Annotated in this window: 20 protein-coding genes; 13 read left to right on the forward strand and 7 right to left on the reverse strand. The window is 38.0% G+C overall.

Features of this window, described 5'->3' with window-relative positions:
• The 8 genes from U0839_RS05680 to glmM all read left to right on the forward strand — a co-directional run.
• A partial coding sequence (locus U0839_RS05680; protein ID WP_413550272.1) for an energy transducer TonB occupies positions 1-636 on the forward strand: 636 nt, incomplete at its 5' end.
• Positions 637-691: 55 nt separating this feature from the next.
• Complete coding sequence (gene tolB, locus U0839_RS05685; protein WP_155565242.1) at positions 692-2,050, forward strand: Tol-Pal system beta propeller repeat protein TolB; 1,359 nt, start codon at positions 692-694, stop codon at positions 2,048-2,050.
• 224 nt (positions 2,051-2,274) lie between these two features.
• Positions 2,275-2,760, forward strand: coding sequence for a peptidoglycan-associated lipoprotein Pal (gene pal / locus U0839_RS05690; RefSeq protein WP_155565243.1), 486 nt, complete (start codon positions 2,275-2,277; stop codon positions 2,758-2,760).
• A gap of 149 nt (positions 2,761-2,909) precedes the next feature.
• The gene (locus U0839_RS05695) at positions 2,910-3,848 is read left to right on the forward strand and encodes a hypothetical protein (RefSeq protein ID WP_413550274.1); all 939 of its coding nucleotides are present in this window, start codon (positions 2,910-2,912) and stop codon (positions 3,846-3,848) included.
• A gap of 14 nt (positions 3,849-3,862) precedes the next feature.
• The gene (tilS, locus tag U0839_RS05700; RefSeq protein WP_155566609.1) at positions 3,863-5,143 is read left to right on the forward strand and encodes a tRNA lysidine(34) synthetase TilS; all 1,281 of its coding nucleotides are present in this window, start codon (positions 3,863-3,865) and stop codon (positions 5,141-5,143) included.
• A 201-nt stretch (positions 5,144-5,344) separates the two neighbouring features.
• Positions 5,345-7,318, forward strand: coding sequence for an ATP-dependent zinc metalloprotease FtsH (gene ftsH / locus U0839_RS05705; protein WP_155566610.1), 1,974 nt, complete (start codon positions 5,345-5,347; stop codon positions 7,316-7,318).
• 118 nt (positions 7,319-7,436) lie between these two features.
• A complete protein-coding gene (gene folP / locus U0839_RS05710) occupies positions 7,437-8,456 on the forward strand; it encodes a dihydropteroate synthase (protein WP_155565247.1) in 1,020 nt (339 codons plus the stop codon).
• A gap of 50 nt (positions 8,457-8,506) precedes the next feature.
• On the forward strand, positions 8,507-9,862 hold the full coding sequence (glmM, locus tag U0839_RS05715) for a phosphoglucosamine mutase (RefSeq protein WP_155565248.1): 1,356 nt from the start codon (positions 8,507-8,509) through the stop codon (positions 9,860-9,862).
• 9 nt (positions 9,863-9,871) lie between these two features.
• On the opposite strand, the gene U0839_RS05720 is transcribed toward glmM, so the two are convergent.
• Together U0839_RS05720 and U0839_RS05725 are read right to left on the reverse strand one after the other, a co-directional pair.
• Entirely contained in the window at positions 9,872-10,567 is a 696-nt protein-coding gene (locus U0839_RS05720; protein ID WP_155565249.1) for a type 1 glutamine amidotransferase, read from the reverse strand.
• A 130-nt stretch (positions 10,568-10,697) separates the two neighbouring features.
• Positions 10,698-11,234 carry a peroxiredoxin gene (locus U0839_RS05725; protein WP_110438811.1) on the reverse strand — a complete coding sequence of 179 codons (537 nt, stop codon included), beginning with the start codon at positions 11,232-11,234 and terminating at the stop codon, positions 10,698-10,700.
• 117 nt (positions 11,235-11,351) lie between these two features.
• Here U0839_RS05725 and U0839_RS05730 point away from each other — a divergent pair, with 117 nt between their 5' ends.
• Positions 11,352-12,269 carry a hydrogen peroxide-inducible genes activator gene (locus tag U0839_RS05730; protein WP_155565250.1) on the forward strand — a complete coding sequence of 306 codons (918 nt, stop codon included), beginning with the start codon at positions 11,352-11,354 and terminating at the stop codon, positions 12,267-12,269.
• A gap of 86 nt (positions 12,270-12,355) precedes the next feature.
• Complete coding sequence (ykgO, locus tag U0839_RS05735; RefSeq protein ID WP_110438813.1) at positions 12,356-12,481, forward strand: type B 50S ribosomal protein L36; 126 nt, start codon at positions 12,356-12,358, stop codon at positions 12,479-12,481.
• Positions 12,482-12,568: 87 nt separating this feature from the next.
• Here ykgO and U0839_RS05740 read toward each other — a convergent pair whose 3' ends face one another.
• Entirely contained in the window at positions 12,569-12,910 is a 342-nt protein-coding gene (locus U0839_RS05740) for an OmpA family protein (RefSeq protein WP_413550275.1), read from the reverse strand.
• A 34-nt stretch (positions 12,911-12,944) separates the two neighbouring features.
• Between U0839_RS05740 and U0839_RS05745 the strand changes: the two genes are divergently transcribed.
• Positions 12,945-13,259 carry a hypothetical protein gene (locus tag U0839_RS05745; protein WP_413550276.1) on the forward strand — a complete coding sequence of 105 codons (315 nt, stop codon included), beginning with the start codon at positions 12,945-12,947 and terminating at the stop codon, positions 13,257-13,259.
• A gap of 109 nt (positions 13,260-13,368) precedes the next feature.
• Here U0839_RS05745 and U0839_RS05750 read toward each other — a convergent pair whose 3' ends face one another.
• The 3 genes from U0839_RS05750 to U0839_RS05760 all read right to left on the reverse strand — a co-directional run bounded on the left by U0839_RS05750 (position 13,369) and on the right by U0839_RS05760 (position 16,053).
• Positions 13,369-14,196 (reverse strand): inositol monophosphatase family protein, encoded by an 828-nt coding sequence (locus U0839_RS05750; RefSeq protein WP_198184981.1) that lies wholly within the window; start codon positions 14,194-14,196, stop codon positions 13,369-13,371.
• Between the two features lie 172 nt (positions 14,197-14,368).
• Positions 14,369-14,935 carry an elongation factor P gene (gene efp / locus U0839_RS05755; RefSeq protein ID WP_110438815.1) on the reverse strand — a complete coding sequence of 189 codons (567 nt, stop codon included), beginning with the start codon at positions 14,933-14,935 and terminating at the stop codon, positions 14,369-14,371.
• A gap of 86 nt (positions 14,936-15,021) precedes the next feature.
• On the reverse strand, positions 15,022-16,053 hold the full coding sequence (locus tag U0839_RS05760; protein ID WP_155565253.1) for a lysine-2,3-aminomutase-like protein: 1,032 nt from the start codon (positions 16,051-16,053) through the stop codon (positions 15,022-15,024).
• Between the two features lie 105 nt (positions 16,054-16,158).
• Between U0839_RS05760 and epmA the strand changes: the two genes are divergently transcribed.
• On the forward strand, positions 16,159-17,145 hold the full coding sequence (gene epmA, locus U0839_RS05765; RefSeq protein WP_155565254.1) for an EF-P lysine aminoacylase EpmA: 987 nt from the start codon (positions 16,159-16,161) through the stop codon (positions 17,143-17,145).
• A 139-nt stretch (positions 17,146-17,284) separates the two neighbouring features.
• Positions 17,285-18,022, forward strand: coding sequence for a fasciclin domain-containing protein (locus U0839_RS05770; RefSeq protein WP_413550277.1), 738 nt, complete (start codon positions 17,285-17,287; stop codon positions 18,020-18,022).
• Positions 18,023-18,530: 508 nt separating this feature from the next.
• Here the strand turns inward: U0839_RS05770 and thiE are convergent.
• Complete coding sequence (gene thiE, locus U0839_RS05775) at positions 18,531-19,166, reverse strand: thiamine phosphate synthase (protein ID WP_155565255.1); 636 nt, start codon at positions 19,164-19,166, stop codon at positions 18,531-18,533.
• Positions 19,167-19,293 lie beyond the last annotated feature (127 nt).

The raw sequence follows: 19,293 nt of genomic DNA on the forward strand, positions 1-19,293 counted from the left end.
ATTTTACCTAAAGCTATTGAAACCCCCGCACCTGCAGAGGTAACGTTACCACCTACTGTTTCACCATTGGCATCCTCTTCAAATTCTCATGTTCCATCCCCACCATCACCAATGCCTATGCCCACCGCGTTACCTCAGGTGCAGAATTTCTCTCGATTGACAAAAATGGAAAAAGCAAAAAAAGAAATTCCTGATACACATTCACTTGAATCGACGTTGGATGCCTATCAAGCTGACCAGAAACAAACACATCCTCCCAGAGCCAAAGCAAATCCAAGACAGGGAGGGGCTCCCAATGGTGGTGGAGCGAGAAATGGTGATATCACAAGAGGGCTTTCAGCAGGTCAGCAGGGGAAAATAGCGGCATCTGTTCGTCGATGTTATGTTGAAGACACAGCAGCAAAAGATTATGTTAATTTTGTAGCACATTTAATTGTAACAATTGATGCTTCAGGAGAGGCTAGAATAGTTAAATTTGATTCAGTGACTCAGGCAAAAATGAATGCTGATTCAACATATAGGGCATTAGCAGAACGGGCAAGGGACGCCGTGTTAAGTCCTGTATGTTCAAAATTACCGATACCTTCAAATCTGTTGGGAAAGACGGGTCAGATTCGTTTTGTATTCCGTCCATAATTATGTCTAAATTTGTAAGTTAATATGCATTATCAATAATAGGGAAAATAGGATTATGCGCTCAATAATTTCTGATAATGATGCTGATATTTTACGGGATGTTTTAATTCCTCGCCGAAAAATTTTGTATGGATGTGTAGCAGGTGGAATTGTGGCAACACCTTTATCATCTGCATTTGCGCAGCAAGCCGGTGGTGCAGATGAAATTACAGTTGATCGGGCAAGAAACGAGCCTATCCCTATTGTTATTCCTGATTTTGGTTCTGGGAATGGCGGTGCCATAACTCAGGTATTAACAGATGACTTGAATAATACAGGGTTATTTCGAGTTATTAGTAGTACATCACCAACCTCTACACCTGATTTTGCCGCCTATAAAGCCATGGGGGCTCGGGCTATCGTGACTGGATCAGAGGTGAATGGGCGAGTTGAATTTCGGCTATGGAATGCGTTGACCGGTGAACAGATTCAGGGAACAGCCTATTCGATTTCCGGGTCAGGTGCCATAAGGGAGGATCTTCGTCGTGTTTCCCATATGATAGGGGACGTTATTTATGAGCGTTTATTGGGGGATAAGGGATATTTCAATACACGAATTGCATATGTTGCACAGACAGGCCGCCGGTCAGATCCCACAAAACGTCTGGCAATCATGGATTATGACGGTGCTAACAGTCGAATCTTAACCAGCGGGCGCTGGCTTGTCTTGACGCCCCGATTCAGTCCTGTTTCTAATCAGATAGCATTTATGTCTTATGTCAATAACCGTCCTCGAGTTTACTTGTTTGATCTTCAATCAGGCAGACAAAGAATTTTGGGAGATTTTTCGGGTATATCTTTTGCACCGCGTTTTTCGCCTGATGGAAGGTCTGTCATTATGTCTGTAACAAGGGGAGGGGGTTCTGATCTTTATTCTGTTGATCTGGGTTCGGGCAGCAAACGTCAATTAACCAGCTCCGGGGCTATTGATACGAGCCCTTGTTATAGTCCTGATGGATCTCAAATTGTTTTTTCTTCAGATCGGGGTGGAAGACAGCAATTATACATAATGAGTGCAAATGGTGGTGGAGTCCGACGTATTTCTTATGGAAACGGTAGTTATGCAGGCCCCGTATGGTCACCAAGAGGTGACCTTATTGCGTTTGTGAGAATTGGCGGCGGTGGATTCTCATTGGGTGTTATGGCGCCTGATGGTACTGGAGAAAGAATTTTAACCCAAGGTTTCACTGTCGAAAGCCCAACATTTTGTTCAAATGGCCGTGTTATGGCGTTCTGTAACCAATCGTCTGCCGGTACGCATGGAAGCGGTTTTTCTTCATCCATCAAGATGATTGATGTTTCCGGTTTTCATGAGAGAAGCATTCCTACATCAACGATGGCGATGGATCCTTCTTGGTCTTCTGGCAACAGTTAAAATAAATTTTGGAAATAAAATAAAATTATTGCGGTAAAAAATTCAATTTTTGCTAAAATCGCTTGTGTATTTAACTTGTTTAGATATAAATGAAAGACTAGGATTGAAATTGATATGTCTTTCATAAAATAAGACTTTTTGGATTTTGATTTTGATTTTTTTAGGCAATATTTACCAACATAAAAGTTGAGAAAATAGAAAGCCGTTTTGTAGGAATACATACAATGAATATAAAGCTTATTAGTGCTTTTGGTGCTGCGTTATTACTAGCAGCATGTTCTGGCGGAGATCATAAAGGTGCGACAACCGGTAATGGTGGTGGAACACAAGCTCCAAGCGTGAGTGGTCCAGTTCCTGGAAGTCAAGCTGATTTAGTTGCTAATGTTGGTGATCGTGTTTTCTTTGAATTCAATTCAAACAAATTAACGGATGATGCCCGTGCAACCTTGAACCGTCAGGCTGATTGGTTGAAAAAATATCCAAATGTCCAGGTCATGATTGCCGGTAACTGCGATGATCGCGGCACAGAAGAATATAATATTGCATTAGGGTCTCGCCGCGCAAATGCAGCTCGGGATTATTTGGTATCCTTGGGCGTTGCATCAGATCGTATGACAACCATCTCATATGGTAAGGATAAACCTATTGCTGAAGGTGACAACGAAGAAGCATGGTCACAGAACCGTAATGCGACTACTTCAGTTCGTTAATTCCTAGCTCGATAACTTTTCAATAAAAGCCGGTAATACGTATATACGTTATGCCGGCTTTTTGTTATGTAATGTAAAAGAACGTAATTTATAAATGGTTAAAGCTTTTTGAATTTATTATCAAATGAGGGATAGTAAAGGGTTTGGCAATGATAACGAAGCAAAAACATTCAAGAATTTCTAATTTACTTTCAATTGATCATCCAAAGGTCAAAGGAAGTATAACAGGTTTATTTCTATCAATTATGATTTGTCCTTTTTACGGTAATGCCCAGGAAAATAACAGCCGTCAGGTTATTGCGCTACAAAACCAGGTCGCACAATTAAAATCGCAGATCAGCCAGCTTCAGGCACAGAATACTAATTTTAATGATGATTCTGATAATTATCGTAAAAAAAGGCATAAAGATAAAGATGAGGATGATAGTTTATCAACAAATAACAGTTTACTTCCCGATTTAGTTAGCCGGATAAACAATCTAGAAGATCAGCAAAGGGTTATGAGGGGCGAAATTGATGATTTGTCAAACCAATTGAAAACTCAAAACGATCTTATCAATAAGAAAATTGATGATATGAATTTTGCTGCTGGTCGTGGAGGCGCTTCCAATGGTTCTTCAGATGATGTGGTAGCTGATTCAAAAAGTGAGGTTTCTAAAAAATCATCAATTTCGGATGATTCAGGAACAATTAAATCTGTAAAACCTGAAACAGGTTCAACCTTGAGAGATGGTCAACAGGCATTGTTGAATGGTAATTTTCAGATCGCAGAATCCATCGCCCAAAAAATTTTATCCACGCCTGAAGGTGCCAAGTCCCCTAGTGCACGATATTTGCTGGCTCAGGCTCAGGCCGGACAAGGAAATTTCAAGGCTTCATCAGTAAATTATTATGCTGTTTATAAAAATTTTCCTAAATCTCCCAAGGCTCCATCTGCTTTGTTGGGTGTAGGATATTTAATGTTAAAAAATGGCAAGGTTCAGGAAGCTTGTCAGGCTGTAAGTCTGCTTCATAGTAAATATCCAAATGTTTCAACCCAGGTGAAATCTTCTGCCTTGAATTTAAGTCGTAAAGCTAAATGTTCCTGATTTGCTAAATCTGTATGGATGATATTTTAAAACCTGTATCTCAAGATGAATTTAATTCTTGTATTGAGTCATTGGGACCTTGGGGTAACGATGATGAAAAGTTGCCACCCATTGTATTGGCTGTATCTGGTGGTGCAGATAGTTTGTGTCTTGCATTGCTGGCATCCCGTTGGCGACGAAATGTATTCGCCTTAATTGTTGATCATGGAATTCGGTCAAATTCGGCTATAGAGGCAGCACTTACACAAGAAAGATTGAAGGATCTTGGAATTGAATCAAAAATTCTGACATTAGATAATCTAAAACCTGGAGCCGCATTGGAAGAAAGGGCACGTATTGAGCGTTACAAAATATTAATTCAGACATGTTGTAAAATGGGAAGCATAGATTTGCTTTTGGGTCATCATGCTGGGGATCAGGCGGAAACTGTACTGATGCGAATACGTGCCGGAAGTGGTGAGGATGGAATTGCCGCTATGGCTGCTATTACGGATTTGCCACAGATAAGGTTAATAAGACCTTTACTATCGATCGCACCACAACGTTTGAGAATAACCTTAAGACAGGAAGGGATTATATGGGTTGAGGATCCATCCAATCAGGATCTAAAATTTCAGAGAAATCAGGTGAGAAAGGAATTGTCGTCGGCCTGGGCATCTTCAGGATCTGTCTCAATATTATTACATCGCTCGCGGGAAGAGAGTAAAAAAAGAATGAAAAAAGATCAGGATCAGGCTGTTTTTGTTACAGAAAACATTTTGATCAGATCAGAAGGATTTGCTTATTTTTCCACCAAAGGTATGGATGAAAGAACGTTGGGTGCTTTAATCAGAACAATTTCCGGTTCTGTTTATGCACCCTTGCAGAAATCAATTAATCGGCTTGTTCAATCAATGCGCAAAGTTACTCTTGGTGGCGTACAGATTATGCCAGCTGGAAGGTTGGGAAATGGTTGGTTGATGATTAGAGAGGCAACTGTTATTGAAAAGGCAAAAATGGCTAGGCCAAATATGATTTGGGATTATCGTTTCAGAGTTATTATGCCAGAATATGATATTAGTGATAAAGTAACGATTACTGCATTGGGTAAATCTTACAAACAGTTTTCATGTAGAGAGGGATTGCCTGTTTGTATTTTGAAAACATTACCCGCTTTTTGGCATAATGATAAATTATTGGCTGTGCCTCATTTGGGAATATATTCGGACGAGTCCGTTAAAGAATGGGATATTGTTTTCCAGCCTAGACAATCCTTGACACAAAGTCATCTTTTTTCGACCACAAAATTAGCTTAATTATGTAATTATGTTTATAATAAATCGGTTTAAATTCAATATTTTTAAGGAAAAATATTTTTTAGGGTAGGAAAGATTTGTTTCAGTTCTTATGTTATTAAGTAAGAGATAAATTGTAATATGAAGAATATAAAATGATATATATTAAATATTCTTTTTTTAAAAACGTGTTTATCCTAAAACATGGAAATATAAAGTAGAATGAAAAATTTTGGGCGTAATTTAAGTTTATGGATACTCGTTATTGTATCAGTAATGTTAGTGGTTGGATATTTTCGACCAAGCAGTAATGTTGTTGTGGACAATCAAGTTAGTTATTCTAAATTCCTAGGCGATGTTAACGCTGGAAATGTTAAATCAGTTGTCATACAGGACCGGTATTTAACTGGAACAAGTCAGGATGGCAAGAAATTTCAAACCTATTTGCCAACACAGGATACTTCGCTTTTATCAACCCTCACTGACCATAAAGTTACGATAGAGGTTAAACCTGTAGATAATCATCCAAATCTTTTTTGGCAGCTTGTATTGAATTTATTGCCAACCTTGCTGATTATCGGTTTATTTATTCTTCTCATGCGCAATATGCAAAGCGCAGGGGGAAAGGCAATGGGATTTGGTAAATCCAAGGCCCGTTTGCTGACTGAAAAACAGGGACGTGTCACATTTGCGGATGTGGCGGGAATTGATGAAGCTAAAAGCGAGCTGGAAGAAATTGTTGAATTCCTTAAAGATCCACAAAAATTTCAGCGGCTGGGTGGCAGAATACCAAAAGGGGTTTTGTTGGTTGGCCCTCCTGGAACAGGGAAAACCTTATTGGCGCGTGCGATTGCTGGTGAGGCAAATGTTCCATTTTTTACGATTTCAGGTTCTGATTTTGTAGAAATGTTTGTTGGAGTGGGGGCTTCTCGTGTTCGAGATATGTTTGAACAGGGTAAAAAAGCTGCTCCCTGTATTATTTTTATCGATGAAATTGACGCTGTTGGACGTCATCGTGGTGCCGGTCTCGGTGGTGGTAATGATGAGCGAGAACAGACTTTAAATCAGATGCTGGTTGAAATGGATGGATTTGACAGCAATGAAAGCGTAATTCTCATAGCCGCAACGAACAGGCCTGATGTTTTGGATCCAGCATTGTTACGTCCAGGAAGATTTGATCGTCAGGTTGTTGTGCCTAATCCTGATGTCGGGGGTCGTGAAAAAATCCTTCGCGTACATATGAAAAAGGTTCCGTTAGCATCTGATGTTGATCCAAGAGTAATTGCCCGTGGAACACCAGGTTTTTCTGGTGCTGATCTTGCAAATCTTGTTAATGAGGCGGCTTTGTTGGCTGCACGGTTAAACCGTCGAACAGTATCGATGCTGGAATTTGAAAATGCCAAAGACAAGGTCATGATGGGTTCAGAACGTCGTTCACTGGTCATGAGTGAAGATGAGAAAAAAATGACCGCTTATCATGAAGGCGGGCATGCCATTTGCGCATTATTTACTCCTGGATGTGATCCAGTACATAAGGCTACAATTATTCCACGTGGACGCGCATTGGGAATGGTGATGAGTCTACCGGAAGGCGATCGCTATTCAAAAAGCAAATCGAAATGTTTGGCTGAACTGGTTCTTGCCATGGGTGGACGTTGTGCCGAATCAATGATTTTTGGTCCGGAAAATGTTTCAAACGGTGCATCTGGCGATATTAAAATGGCGACGGATCTTGCACGACGGATGGTTACTGAATGGGGTATGAGTGAAAAAATTGGACTTGTTTCTTATGCTGAAAATGAACAAGAAGTTTTTCTCGGTCATTCCATGGGACAAGGTAAAAATATTTCTAGTGAAACCGTTCATGAAATAGAAGCCGAAGTTAAACGTTTGATTGATGATGCGCATAAACGTGCAACAGCGTTGTTAGAAGAGCACAGGGAAGATCTTGAAAGATTGGCTCAGGGTCTTTTGGAATATGAAACTTTAAGTGGAGAGGAAATCAGACAGGTTCTTCGCGGTGAAAAAATTGAACGTAGCCTTGTTGATGACACGACAAAAAAATTGAGATCATCAATCGATGTGGCTCATCATTCAGGTGATAATTTTGGTTCTGATAAAATAAAAAAGGATGATGCTGGTCATGTTGATAATCCTGTTCCTGCAACAGGTGTTAATTTTGAGGAACATAACTAGGGTTTTAATTTTTATGGATTAAAACTATTTTTTAAGTGAAAAGAATAGATTCTTTTCACTTATTTTATTTGAGATTGATATTAGATGACAGTGTCATGGTTATAGTGTTAAGAATGATATGATTATAAATCCTACAGGATTTTTATTTGGAAATTCAGCCCAGTTTGCAATCAAAAATGAGCTTGCATTACCTTTTGCAGGTCAAGAAAAAAAAGTTGCCTTTTCAATGATTGAGATAATTGAGAATCAAAAACTGGAAATTGGGTATGTCAAAGATTGTTTTCATTCACCCTTATATTCTAATCAGATAAGAAAAATAACAACTGCCTCGCCTCTGGCTGGATTGCCTGAAGGTTCTCTAATTATGGGTATACTGAATGTAACGCCTGATAGTTTTAGTGATGGTGGCAAACATTATTCAAGTTCAACTGCTATTCGGGCCGCTCATAAAATGGTTGAGGATGGTGCGACAGTAATCGATATTGGTGGTGAAAGTACACGACCTGGCTCTCAACCTGTGTCAACTGAAGAGGAATGTAGTAGAATTGTTCCTGTTGTCAAAGCATTAAAAGGATGTGGTGCCTATTTGTCTGTTGATACGCGTCATGCTGAAACAATGAAATATGCCTTAGATGCAGGAGCTGATTTAATTAATGATATTTCTGCTCTTGATGATAGGGAAAGTGCACAAGTTATTTCTCAGGCTCAATGCCCTGTGATTTTGATGCATATGCGTGGAAATCCCCAGACAATGCATCAATATAAGAATTACAACAATGTTTTGGTTGATGTTTTTGCAGAGTTGCAAAGAAAAATTCAAAAAGCGGTAAATGCAGGTATTCGTCGTGAAAATGTAATACTTGATCCAGGTATAGGTTTTGCAAAGAATAATTTTCAAAATATGGAACTTTTAAAAAAATTCGCCGCTTTTGCTAACTTAGGTTGCCGTTTGCTTCTAGCAGTCTCCAGAAAACGTTTCATTAGGGAAATTGCTGGAGAAATGAATTTTGAGGAATATGATGCCGCTACCATGATAGCGTCATCTCCAGCATTTTATTTTGGAAATTCAATTATTCGTGTTCACAATGTGCCCGCTGCGGTACAAAGCATGAAAATGTGGCAGACTTTATATGGTTGATTTCTGTCATATCAATTGTGATGTTTTATTGTTTAACATGGGAAAAGTTAATGAAAAATCATAGATTACTTTTTGGAACAGATGGAATTCGTGGTACAGCCAATAGTGATCCTATGACGGTAGAAGTGGCACAGAAGCTTGGTCAAGCTGCAGGATTGATGTTCATGGCTGGAAAAGACCATAGAAGACATCAAGTTTTGATCGGCAAAGATACACGTTTATCAGGCTACATGATTGAAAGTGCCTTGGTTGCCGGTTTTTTATCGGCAGGAATGGATGTGATTCTGGTTGGTCCGATGCCTACGCCAGCGATCGCAATGTTGACTCGTTCCTTGCGTGCTGATCTTGGAGTTATGATTTCTGCATCACATAATCCATTCCAAGATAATGGAATAAAAATTTTTAATAGAGATGGATTTAAGCTTTCCGATGCACAGGAGCTTGAAATTGAAGCCATGATTAGATCTGATTTGTCAGGTCAATTGGCTGGTAATGAACATATTGGTCGGGCCGTACGTCTGGATGATGCGGCAGGTCGCTATATTGAGCATGCAAAGGCTTCTTTTCCCCGTGGGTGTCGCCTTGATGGTTTGAAAATCGTTATTGATTGTGCAAATGGTTCCGCTTATCATGTGGCCCCCAAGGCATTGTGGGAGTTGGGCGCAGAAGTTATATCGCTTGGATGTAAACCGAACGGTTTAAATATTAATAAAAATTGTGGCTCAACACATCCAGAAACGTTAATCTATTCTGTGTTGGAGCATAAGGCTGATTTGGGAATAGCCCTCGATGGTGATGCTGATCGTATGCTGTTGGTTGATGAAGAGGGCAAGCTTATCGATGGTGATCAGATTCTGGCTTTAATTGCATCTTCCTGGGATAAAAAAAAGATGCTCCAAAATCATTCAATTGTAGCGACAGTGATGTCCAATATGGGACTCGAGCAGTTTTTGAATGATACCGGAATTCAATTAACGAGAACCTGTGTAGGTGATCGTTATGTTGTTGAAAAGATGCGTCAACTTGGATGTAATGTTGGAGGGGAACAGTCTGGGCATATGATCCTTTCTGAATTTTCAACGACCGGTGATGGTCTTATTGCTGCATTGCAAGTATTGGCAGTTATTATTGAAGAGGGTAAAAAAGCAAGTGAAGTATGTAGAATGTTTATGCCGTTCCCTCAAAAGTTATATAATATTCGTTTTAACGGAAAAAACCCTTTAAATACTGAAGCAGTTAAAAAAGTCGTAAGGGATGCGGAATTGAAATTGGGTAAAGAGGGAAGGGTCCTTCTAAGGAAAAGTGGGACAGAACCCTTGATTCGTATTATGGTTGAGGCAAAGGATAATCAGCTTGTGGATCTTGTGTTACAGAAATTAAAACAAGTGATTGAAAATAATATCTAGGTATTGACTTTATGTAGTTAAATATGAAAGCAGGTTGTCTATTATTTGATGATTTATTGAATAATGTTCCTTTGGGACAGAAAGTATCTCTTTTATGCTTTGAACGAAAGGAGAGAGGGTTTTATCCTGATCATAACAATTTTCAATCATGTTTTGAATCATTGTTAAAGTCATTTCCGGATGGAACTGTAATCCAATTACATTATTCTTTATCATAAAGGCCTGATGTGGGCAACCTTGACTAAATGCGAGTAATTTGGCATGTGCTGGAATATCAAATTGTTCACCATGCCATAAAAATGTGACAAAATTTTCAGGCCATTTGATTTTCTTACGCTCCTTGGATTGAATTACCTGAATAGGAAACCAACCAATTTCTTTATGCTTAGCGATTGTAATATGGGCATTATAAATGTCAGCAATTAATTGAGCCCCCAAACAAATGCCTAGAGTTGGAATATTTTTATTTATTAAGTTTTTAATTAATTGTTTTTCTTTTGATAACCATTTATATTTTTTTTCATCATGAACACTCATGGGACCACCCATGATAATTAAAAGATTGATATTATAGGAAAGAGGAATGTTTTTTTCATCCATTTCGTACAATTTCAAAATAATTGTTTCATATTGATGTATTTTTAGCCAATCAAGAATATAACCCGGTGTCTCAAAAGAAGCATGCTGCAAGATTAAAGCCTTCAAGATTGTTTCCTTTGGTATGAATGTTTATGTTAAAAATTTTGAAGAATTATAATAATATTATTAGCAAATTGAAATAAAAAAGCCTCTTGATATGAGATCAAGAGGCTTTGATGATTTATCAATGGATAAACTAAAGAGTTTTATCCCCTTTGTGCCAGCTGCAAGGACAAAGACCCCCGTTTTGCAAAGCATCAAGAATGCGAAGGAATTCTTCTGGATTGCGACCAACAGACAGGTCATTTGCACTGACGTGACGGATAATCCCTTCTGGATCAACAATATATGTCGCTCTTAAATCAACACCAGCTTCATAATGAAGAATACCTAATGCTGCAGAAAGTTCGCGCTTGTTGTCAGCCAGCATTGGAATCTTCAGATTTTTTAAAGTTTCATTATGAAGACGCCAGTTTAAATGAACATATTCAGAGTCAATCGATACACCGTAAACAGCAGTGTTACGTTCTGAAAATTCTGTTTCCATGTCGCTAAAAGCCGCGATTTCCGTTGGGCAAATGAATGTGAAATCCATAGGCCAAAAGAAAAATAATTTCCATTTACCCTTGTCGCTTTGATTATTGATCGTTATAAATTCTCCATTCAGTCCATCAGGACCAGCAGGAACAGTTGTAAGACTAAAAGATGGAAATTGATCACCAACAGTCAACATATTATTTTCTCCTAATAAAATAACATTATAAAATTTTTTTTGGTTCCTCTATTAATATGTGTAAAAAATGCTAATATTTCAAATGAAATATTTAGTAATGAATGATTGAAAAAAACGATGGAAGCACTCCCTTCGCCGCAACAATTACGTTATCTTATTGCATTGTCAGAATTACATCATTTTGGTCGTGCGGCAAATGCCTGCTCTGTTACACAGTCAACATTATCTGCAGGAATTTTAAGTTTAGAACGTCAGTTGAATGTCTCTATATTGGATAGAACAGCGGGAAAAAGGGTTGTATTTACACCATTGGGACAGGAAATAGCTGAACAAGCAAGAATTGCATTACAGGGTTTGGAAACGGTTCGTGAAATGGTAAGTTTTGCGCATGAACCACTTTCCTCTTCTTTGAGGCTTGGAATCATTCCCACAATTGCTCCTTATATTTTATCTTTTTTGGTTAGGGAAATTCGGAAAACCTATCCAAAACTAACTTTGACTATTCAGGAAGATATAACTGAAAATCTAATGGAAAAATTATTCATTGGATATCTCGATTTATTGATTATTGCAATGCCATGTTCCTGTGGAGGTGCGGATACCTATGCGCTTTATAAAGACAAATTCTATTTAATAACACCCAAGGATCATGTCTTAGCCTCTTTGGATAGGGTGTCATTACATCAGATTGATCCAAAAGAAATTATAATGTTGCAAGATGGTCATTGTTTACGCGATCAGACCATTGATATGTGTCGACAAAGTCAGACCATGAAAGCGGTCAACGATTTCAGCAACAATTTTGTCGCCTCTTCTCTGGATACGGTAATAAGTATGGTTGAAGTCGGTTTGGGAATTGCATTTATTCCCGAAATGGTTATTAGATCCGGTGTAATAGTAAACAAGGATGTAGCTGTCTGTTCTTTAGAGGGAAATCCAGCCTGGAGAACAATTGGCTTGGCCTGGCGTAGAAATTCATTGAGATCGGCAGAATTCAAGCAATTTGAAAAAGTTTTCCAAAAGCTTAAACTTTAGAAAATAATCGCTTTGCATTTGACATTTTTTAATTTTTCTTTATATAAAAAGGGACTTTTGTATTTATTGCCTGGGATGAATTAATTATGAAAATCAGAAATAGTTTACGTTCTGCGAAACTCCGCGATAAAGATTGTCGCATTGTTCGCCGTCATGGAAAAGTATATGTAATCAACAAGAAAAATCCGCGAATGAAAGCACGTCAAGGTTAGTTCTAAATTTGTTTTACTTTTTACAATCCTCTGTTTAAGAGGATTTTTTATAGAATATACAATTCAAACAATATGCGTTTAAAAAAGTTATTTTTTGTCTTTTACTAAATCTGAACGTACCATTTCAACATAATCTGGATTTGCATTTGTATTTGATTCCGGTATGCCTTTTGCAATCAAATAAATGCGAGTTGCCGGAATACCCTGATTAATTAAGACAGCACGTATAGTAAGCCCACGATTTAAGGCGTTTCTTCTTGGTGTAGATATATCATCAACAGTTCCATGACTATATGCATTAAGGTAAATCTGAACGTTAGGATTCCGCTTAAGTACATTAGCCATATCCATTACCGTTTTCATCATTATTTCGTTTAATTCAGATTCATCTCCCTTAAAATTAATGATGGTGTGTTGATCATTAACCACGACATTTCCTTGGGCTTTAGGATTAATCTTAGGCATGGCAGGAGAGGCTGGTGGATGTAAAGGTACGTTTATTTCTGGATCTCTAAAAACAGGGTTAGGAGGTGGGGAATTGGGAATTGGCGGGATGGCAGCTTGTGTTTGTTTTGGTTTTGACTGCGAAATTTTGGCAGGATTTGTTGGTTGTTTTGTGTGTTTGGAAATAGAAGTTGCTTTTTTATTTTTTGTCGATTTTGGTTGGATATTTTTTGCAGGACCTAGATTATTCAAGGCTGAATTATTGACACTAACCTGGGCAAAAATCATGTTATTCCAAGAGGAAAACAATACGGTTGAAAATATGGTCAAATAATAAAGATGCTTTTTTTTTAGTGCCGGTGCAGAAGATGATAAAAAAAACATTTGATGAATTCTCAACCTGTTAGAATAAAAGAATAACTAAAATTAATTATCATTTATTATCAAGGTTTGGAAATGTTTTCTAATATTGTTTCCCTAATTTTAGGAAAAAGCGCTGCATTTCCTGCAACAGTATTAACAGACATTTTTAGATCATCTAATGGATTTCCTTCAGGATCGGTTACATATCCGCCCGCTTCCTTGACCAGTAGAATTCCTGCGGCAACATCCCAGGGTTTTAAATCCATTTCCCAAAAACCTTCATAACGGCCTGCTGCGACCCATGCTAAATCAAGGGCAGCGGCACCATAGCGTCTTATGCCTGCAATTTTTGGCATGACTGATTTAAGGATTTTTACAAATTTTTCCTGTTTATTAATGTCGGAAATGGCAAAAGGAATGCCAGTGGCAAGTACAGCCTGAAACATGTCTCGTCGAGAGGAAACGCGAAGGCGACGTTCATTCAGAAAAGCGCCGACACCCTTTTCAGCCCAAAACATTTCATTGGCAACCGGGTTATAAATAACGCCGGCAACGATTTCAACCTGACCTTTATCATTACGTTTCTGAAGGCCTATGGAAATTGCCCAATGTGGAATTCCATGTAAAAAATTAGTTGTTCCATCAAGAGGATCAACAACCCAGCGCCAGTTCCAGTTATCTCCCCCTGAGGCACCGCTTTCTTCCATAAGAAAGGCATATCCAGGTCTCGCTTTACTGAGTTCTGTTTTAATAGTCGATTCGGCCTTTAGGTCTGCCTGTGATACGAAGTCCCCGGGACCTTTGACACTCACTTGCAACATCTCAACTTCATTAAAATCACGAAGAAGCGTGCGTGCAGCTTTTTGTGCTGCATTCTGCATTACGGTCATATGAGGGGAAAGTCGAATCGCCATTAATTTTTCCTAGAATTTACAAAAGGCATTTGAATTTTTCAGTTAGTATTTAACCTAACTTAATAATGCAAATTTAAAAAGATGTCTTTCTTAATTGACTAAGATTTGACATCTTTTCTTTAGATCAAAATAAAAATGGTTTAGGTTTAAAACTATAAAAAAAAGCCTAATTTTTTGCTCTTTCAACATAGCTGCCATCTTCTGTTCGTACAACGATTTTTTCTCCAGCCTCGATAAAAGGGGGAACCATTGTTTTTACACCATTGGATAACATGGCGGGCTTATAGGAAGAACTTGCTGTTTGACCTTTTACCACAGGTTCGGCCTCAACAATTTCCAAGGTTACCTGAGGGGGCAATGTGACGGAAATGGGATCGCCCTCAACCAAGTTGACTATGACCTTCATATTATCCTGCAGAAACGCAACCTGATCCCCAAGTATATCTTTTGGCAACATAAATTGTTCAAAAGTTTCCGGATCCATGAATACAAGATTATCACCATCTTCATAAGAGTAATTATATTCTTTGTCTTCGGTTAACAGACGTTCGACGGTATCGGCAGTACGCCAACGTTCATTGGTTTTGTTGCCTGTTTTAAGATCACGCATTTCGACTTGAATAAAGGCACCGCCTTTACCAGGTGTGATGATTTGCTGCTTAAGGACAGACCACCGACGTCCATCATGTTCAATAACCTGACCTGCACGGATTTGGTTTGCCTGTTGTTTCATAATACTCTCTGATGATTAAAATACTAAAAAGACGGTTTATTGTTCTTTTTATATAAAATGGACTAGGCGTTGCTGCAAGATATAATTTAAATTTTATGATTATGATTTTTAGGGTCAAGAATCGAGGATGGTTTTTCGGGATCATAATAGTCTGGTCCCAATGGAACTTTTCCATACCCTCCAGGAATATCAAGAACATAGGTAGGCCAAGCTATACCTGTAACGCGCCCTCTTAATGCACGAAGTAATTCCTGTCCATTATTAATGGGTACATAAAATCGATTGGTGCCAGGCGCTTTATCCAGCTGATGTAAATAATAGGGCTTTATCCGCCATTCAACAAAAGATCTCAATAGGTTTTCCAGCGTTTCAATATTATCATTCACATTTTTCAATAATACGGATTGGCTAAGAAGAGGTATCCCTCTCGAGAGCAAACTGCGAATGGCCTTGAATGCGTAAGGGGTGAATTCAGCTGGATGATTGGCATGAACGACGATCCATAGCGCCTTGTTTGTGTCCAGGCTTTCAATAAAGATTTTGTTCATAAGAGAGGGTGCGGAAAAGGGGACACGTGTATGAATCCGTATGGTTGAAACATGCGGTATGTTATTTATTTTTTGTATAATCAGTTTCATTCGGCGTGGCGAAAGAATAAAGGGGTCGCCCCCTGAAAGAATAACTTCACGAATTTTGGAATGTTTTTCAATCCATTGAAGTGCTGCAATCAATTCCCTGTCATTGAGTAAACCGTGATCTGGGCCAACATGTTCCCTGCGGAAACAGAAGCGGCAATAGACAGGACAAATCTGTAGAGGTTTCAATAATACACGGTCTTCATAACGATGAACAATCCCTTTGATTGGTGACAATGCTTCATCTCCAATGGGATCATGCATTTCATCTGGGGTAATTTTCAATTCATCAGGATGAGGAATGTATTGTAGACCGATTGGGTTGGGGGCATTCTTTTCAAAATCATGAATAAGATTCACCATTTCAGGAGAAATGGCGGTGGCATAAAACTGTTCCAATTCTTGCAGAGGTTTTCTAATGGTTTGATCAATTAGCCTGGAATCAATTAAATCCTGAACATTTCGAAGTGTTTTTGATGTCATGAATTTTTTCTTGCTTTGAAGAGGAAAGCTTTTATTTAATTTAAATTGTTACATATTTAAAGACATAAATAAATTTCTCAACATAATAAGGAACCCTGCAATATTATGTCTGATCTTAGAGTATCGATAGCCGATCGTTTACCTTTATTGAAACGTCGTCAATGGATCATGAAATCCATTCGCAGTTTTTTTGATGCTCGAGGATACATGGAAATTGAAACGCCTTATTTGGTCAAAACTCCTGGGGAGGAAGTCCATTTACATCCGTTTCATTCGGTATATGAAACTCCCCAAGGGGAAAAATACAATCTCTTTCTTCATACCAGTCCAGAATTTTCCATGAAGAAGATAATGGCAGAAATTCATCAGCCTATTTTTCAATTGGCACGGGTTTGGAGAAATCAGGAGGGAGGTAATATTCATTCATCAGAATTCACGATGTTGGAATGGTACAGACCAAACTGTTCCCTTGGTGATCTTATGGATGAATCAGAATTGCTGTTAAAGAGGTTATTGCCACCTTATATTGATTATAATCATTACAAGCTTGATTTTACCAAACCGTTTCAACGTCTGACAATTCAACAAGCCTTTGAGATTTATGTTGGTATTGACTTGCTTGATCTTCCTGAAGATGTTGCCTTATTGGCAAAGGCGGCAAAGGTTGATGCAAGGAATAATGAAACATGGGAAGATTTGTTCTTTCGTCTTCTATTGGAAAAAGTCGAACCGAATATAGGAAGACAAAATCCAACATTCCTGACCCATTGGCCTTTAAGCCAAGCAGCCCTGGCAAAAAAGGATCCCTTGGATCCGCGGGTGGCTTTGCGATTCGAATTATATGCAGGAGGTCTGGAACTGGCAAATGCATTTGAAGAATTGACCGATCCACTGGAGCAGAGAAAAAGATTTGTTTACGATCGTCAGCGTCGTTCTGAATTATATCCTGAAATGAAATATTGGGAGATGGATGAGGAATTATTGCTTTCACTTGAAAAATTACCTGTGTGTTCGGGAATTGCCATGGGTGTAGATCGATTGGTCATGTTGGCAACAGGTGTGACCAATATACAGAATATATTATGGGTATGAATAACGTAGTTTTATTGATAGAAATAAATGATTGAATGCTTGTCGAAATGTTTATTACAAGTTAAATCATAGAGATATTATGTCTAATGTTTATTAAACGCTGGCAAGAGTAAGAATTTAATATAAGGATTTTGACAGGATGAGACATTTAAACGGTGGTAATTGGGCTGATAAAAATTATTTAAAAAAAATTTCAATTCAAATTTGTGGTTTTATAGGACTACTCTCATTAGTTAATTGTTCCAATAGTGGTGTCCCCGAGCATGAACGAGAATGTCAATGGCATGGGAGCCCATCCTGGTATTGCCGTCATACTGCCAAAGTTGATACATATTATACGAAAGGGAGCACAAAACTTTATTTTATTTCTTCTTACAATAATGTTAAAGAATTTCCAGTGCCCAATATGCCTGTTTATGCTGACGAATCATTGGATCAAACAGTGAGAGCCTCTATCGTGTTGGCGGATTATACGGCGGCATTGCGGAAAACAGGTCTGTTATCGATTATTGAACGTCGGGGTCCCTATACGCTTTTTGCAGTACCAAATGCACCAATGGAAAAGCCTAAATTTTTTGTGAATGGTTCATTGATGGACGTTCAGAATGAATCTTATTTGAAAAGATTGATGGGGTATACAATAGTGTTTGGAAGTTATTCACCTGAATATCTTAAAAAACTGGTATTGCAACATAATGGAACTTACACTCTAACAACCTATTATAATGATCCATTATATATTTCCTTGGACGATACCAAACAGCAATTGATAGTTAAAAACAAGGTTGGAGAGAGAAATAAAATCTGGGTAAATGGTATTCCCCAGGCCAATGGTTTCATATATGTGACTCAGGATTTACTGAATGTTGTTCCATAATTGAAAGAAATTTTGTAAATCGCAATAAAAGGGATGAAAGTCATTTTCAAATATAGGTTCGTATTATTTTTCTTATATAGTTTTCCATATTTCTATCCCTTTCATTGCGTGGGCATACCAGAATCAAATCGATCGTGATATACGTTAAAAAATTAAACAGATAAAACATAATACTCGTTTAATCATTTTTGGCAAAAAACAGCAATTGATCAAGTTTCAGCATTGTATTTAGCAGTTCATAATTATGATTTCAGAAATGATTTAATCCGTATTGGATATTCTTCCTCTTAAAAAACTGGATGTTGCTTATGTCGGTATTATTAAAGAAAAAACAACGATTTTTTTAGTAACGCATGTGTACCTATAGATGGATACAAAGTTATCGATTCCCGTTTTAAAGCCTGTAGTAAAAACAAACCTAGTATTATCGTTTTAAGAAATTTTTTTTAGTTAATAATTTTATCCAAGATAATTGCAGATTTATTATTATTACCAATTATAGGAATGGTTATTCTTGCTCAGCCTCATTTATAGATTTTAACATTTCTTTGATTCCTTGGGCTGGACCTTCAGCATGTCCCCATACAGCATTTATAACAGCAAGAAAATCTGCGCCAGCCTTTACAAGGGGTTTGCAATTTTTAGGTGTAATGCCGCCAATTGCAACTACAGGAAGTTCCATTAATTCTGACCACCATTTTAAGAGTTCAACAGGAGTGCGAATTTCTGTATTTTTGGTTGGTGAAGGAAAAAAGGCGCCATAGGCAATATAATCAGCGCCGCTTTCACCAGCTTGCATTGCCAAGTCTTTACTGTCGTAACAGGAAACACCTAATTGTAAATGATCCCCAACAATTTGTCGGGCTTGTTGGATAGGCATATCTTCTATACCTATATGAACACCGTCACATTCAAATTTTTTTGCCAGATCTGGACGGTCATTAAGTATAAAAGCAATATCACGTTCCTGAACGACAGGTTTAAGAATTTCAATTGCTTGGCATATTTCAAGGTCCGTGACGTTTTTTAAGCGAAGTTGAACAGCTGCAATAGGTCCGGCTTCAAGGGCTTCAACGAGTAAGGGTTTAAATTTTTCTGGATTAAGTTGGGGTGGTGTTAATAGGTATAACTGGCAATTAGACATTATCTTGTTAATTCGATATTGGATTGTTTTTGATAAAAAGATAGGTTAGAACCTGTTTAATAAAAAGATATAGATATGTATAGAGAATAAATAATGTTCCATTTCTGTTTTAATGAAAATAATGTTG

The sequence above is a fragment of the Commensalibacter sp. A3DC genome, from assembly GCF_047307945.1.
GTDB classification, from domain to species: Bacteria; Pseudomonadota; Alphaproteobacteria; order Acetobacterales; family Acetobacteraceae; genus Commensalibacter; species Commensalibacter melissae.

Excerpts from the sequence above, each read along its gene's own strand:
- epmA (WP_155565254.1), top strand. The coding sequence starts at position 16,159 with ATGTCTGATCTTAGAGTATCGATAGCCGATCGTTTACCTTTATTGAAA.
- glmM (WP_155565248.1), top strand. The coding sequence starts at position 8,507 with ATGAAAAATCATAGATTACTTTTTGGAACAGATGGAATTCGTGGTACA.
- U0839_RS05770 (WP_413550277.1), top strand. The coding sequence starts at position 17,285 with ATGAGACATTTAAACGGTGGTAATTGGGCTGATAAAAATTATTTAAAA.
- ftsH (WP_155566610.1), top strand. The coding sequence starts at position 5,345 with ATGAAAAATTTTGGGCGTAATTTAAGTTTATGGATACTCGTTATTGTA.
- ykgO (WP_110438813.1), top strand. The coding sequence starts at position 12,356 with ATGAAAATCAGAAATAGTTTACGTTCTGCGAAACTCCGCGATAAAGAT.
- U0839_RS05725 (WP_110438811.1), bottom strand. The coding sequence starts at position 11,234 with ATGTTGACTGTTGGTGATCAATTTCCATCTTTTAGTCTTACAACTGTT.
- folP (WP_155565247.1), top strand. The coding sequence starts at position 7,437 with ATGATTATAAATCCTACAGGATTTTTATTTGGAAATTCAGCCCAGTTT.
- tolB (WP_155565242.1), top strand. The coding sequence starts at position 692 with ATGCGCTCAATAATTTCTGATAATGATGCTGATATTTTACGGGATGTT.
- pal (WP_155565243.1), top strand. The coding sequence starts at position 2,275 with ATGAATATAAAGCTTATTAGTGCTTTTGGTGCTGCGTTATTACTAGCA.
- efp (WP_110438815.1), bottom strand. The coding sequence starts at position 14,935 with ATGAAACAACAGGCAAACCAAATCCGTGCAGGTCAGGTTATTGAACAT.
- U0839_RS05760 (WP_155565253.1), bottom strand. The coding sequence starts at position 16,053 with ATGACATCAAAAACACTTCGAAATGTTCAGGATTTAATTGATTCCAGG.
- tilS (WP_155566609.1), top strand. The coding sequence starts at position 3,863 with ATGGATGATATTTTAAAACCTGTATCTCAAGATGAATTTAATTCTTGT.
- U0839_RS05695 (WP_413550274.1), top strand. The coding sequence starts at position 2,910 with ATGATAACGAAGCAAAAACATTCAAGAATTTCTAATTTACTTTCAATT.
- U0839_RS05730 (WP_155565250.1), top strand. The coding sequence starts at position 11,352 with ATGGAAGCACTCCCTTCGCCGCAACAATTACGTTATCTTATTGCATTG.
- U0839_RS05745 (WP_413550276.1), top strand. The coding sequence starts at position 12,945 with ATGGCAGGAGAGGCTGGTGGATGTAAAGGTACGTTTATTTCTGGATCT.
- thiE (WP_155565255.1), bottom strand. The coding sequence starts at position 19,166 with ATGTCTAATTGCCAGTTATACCTATTAACACCACCCCAACTTAATCCA.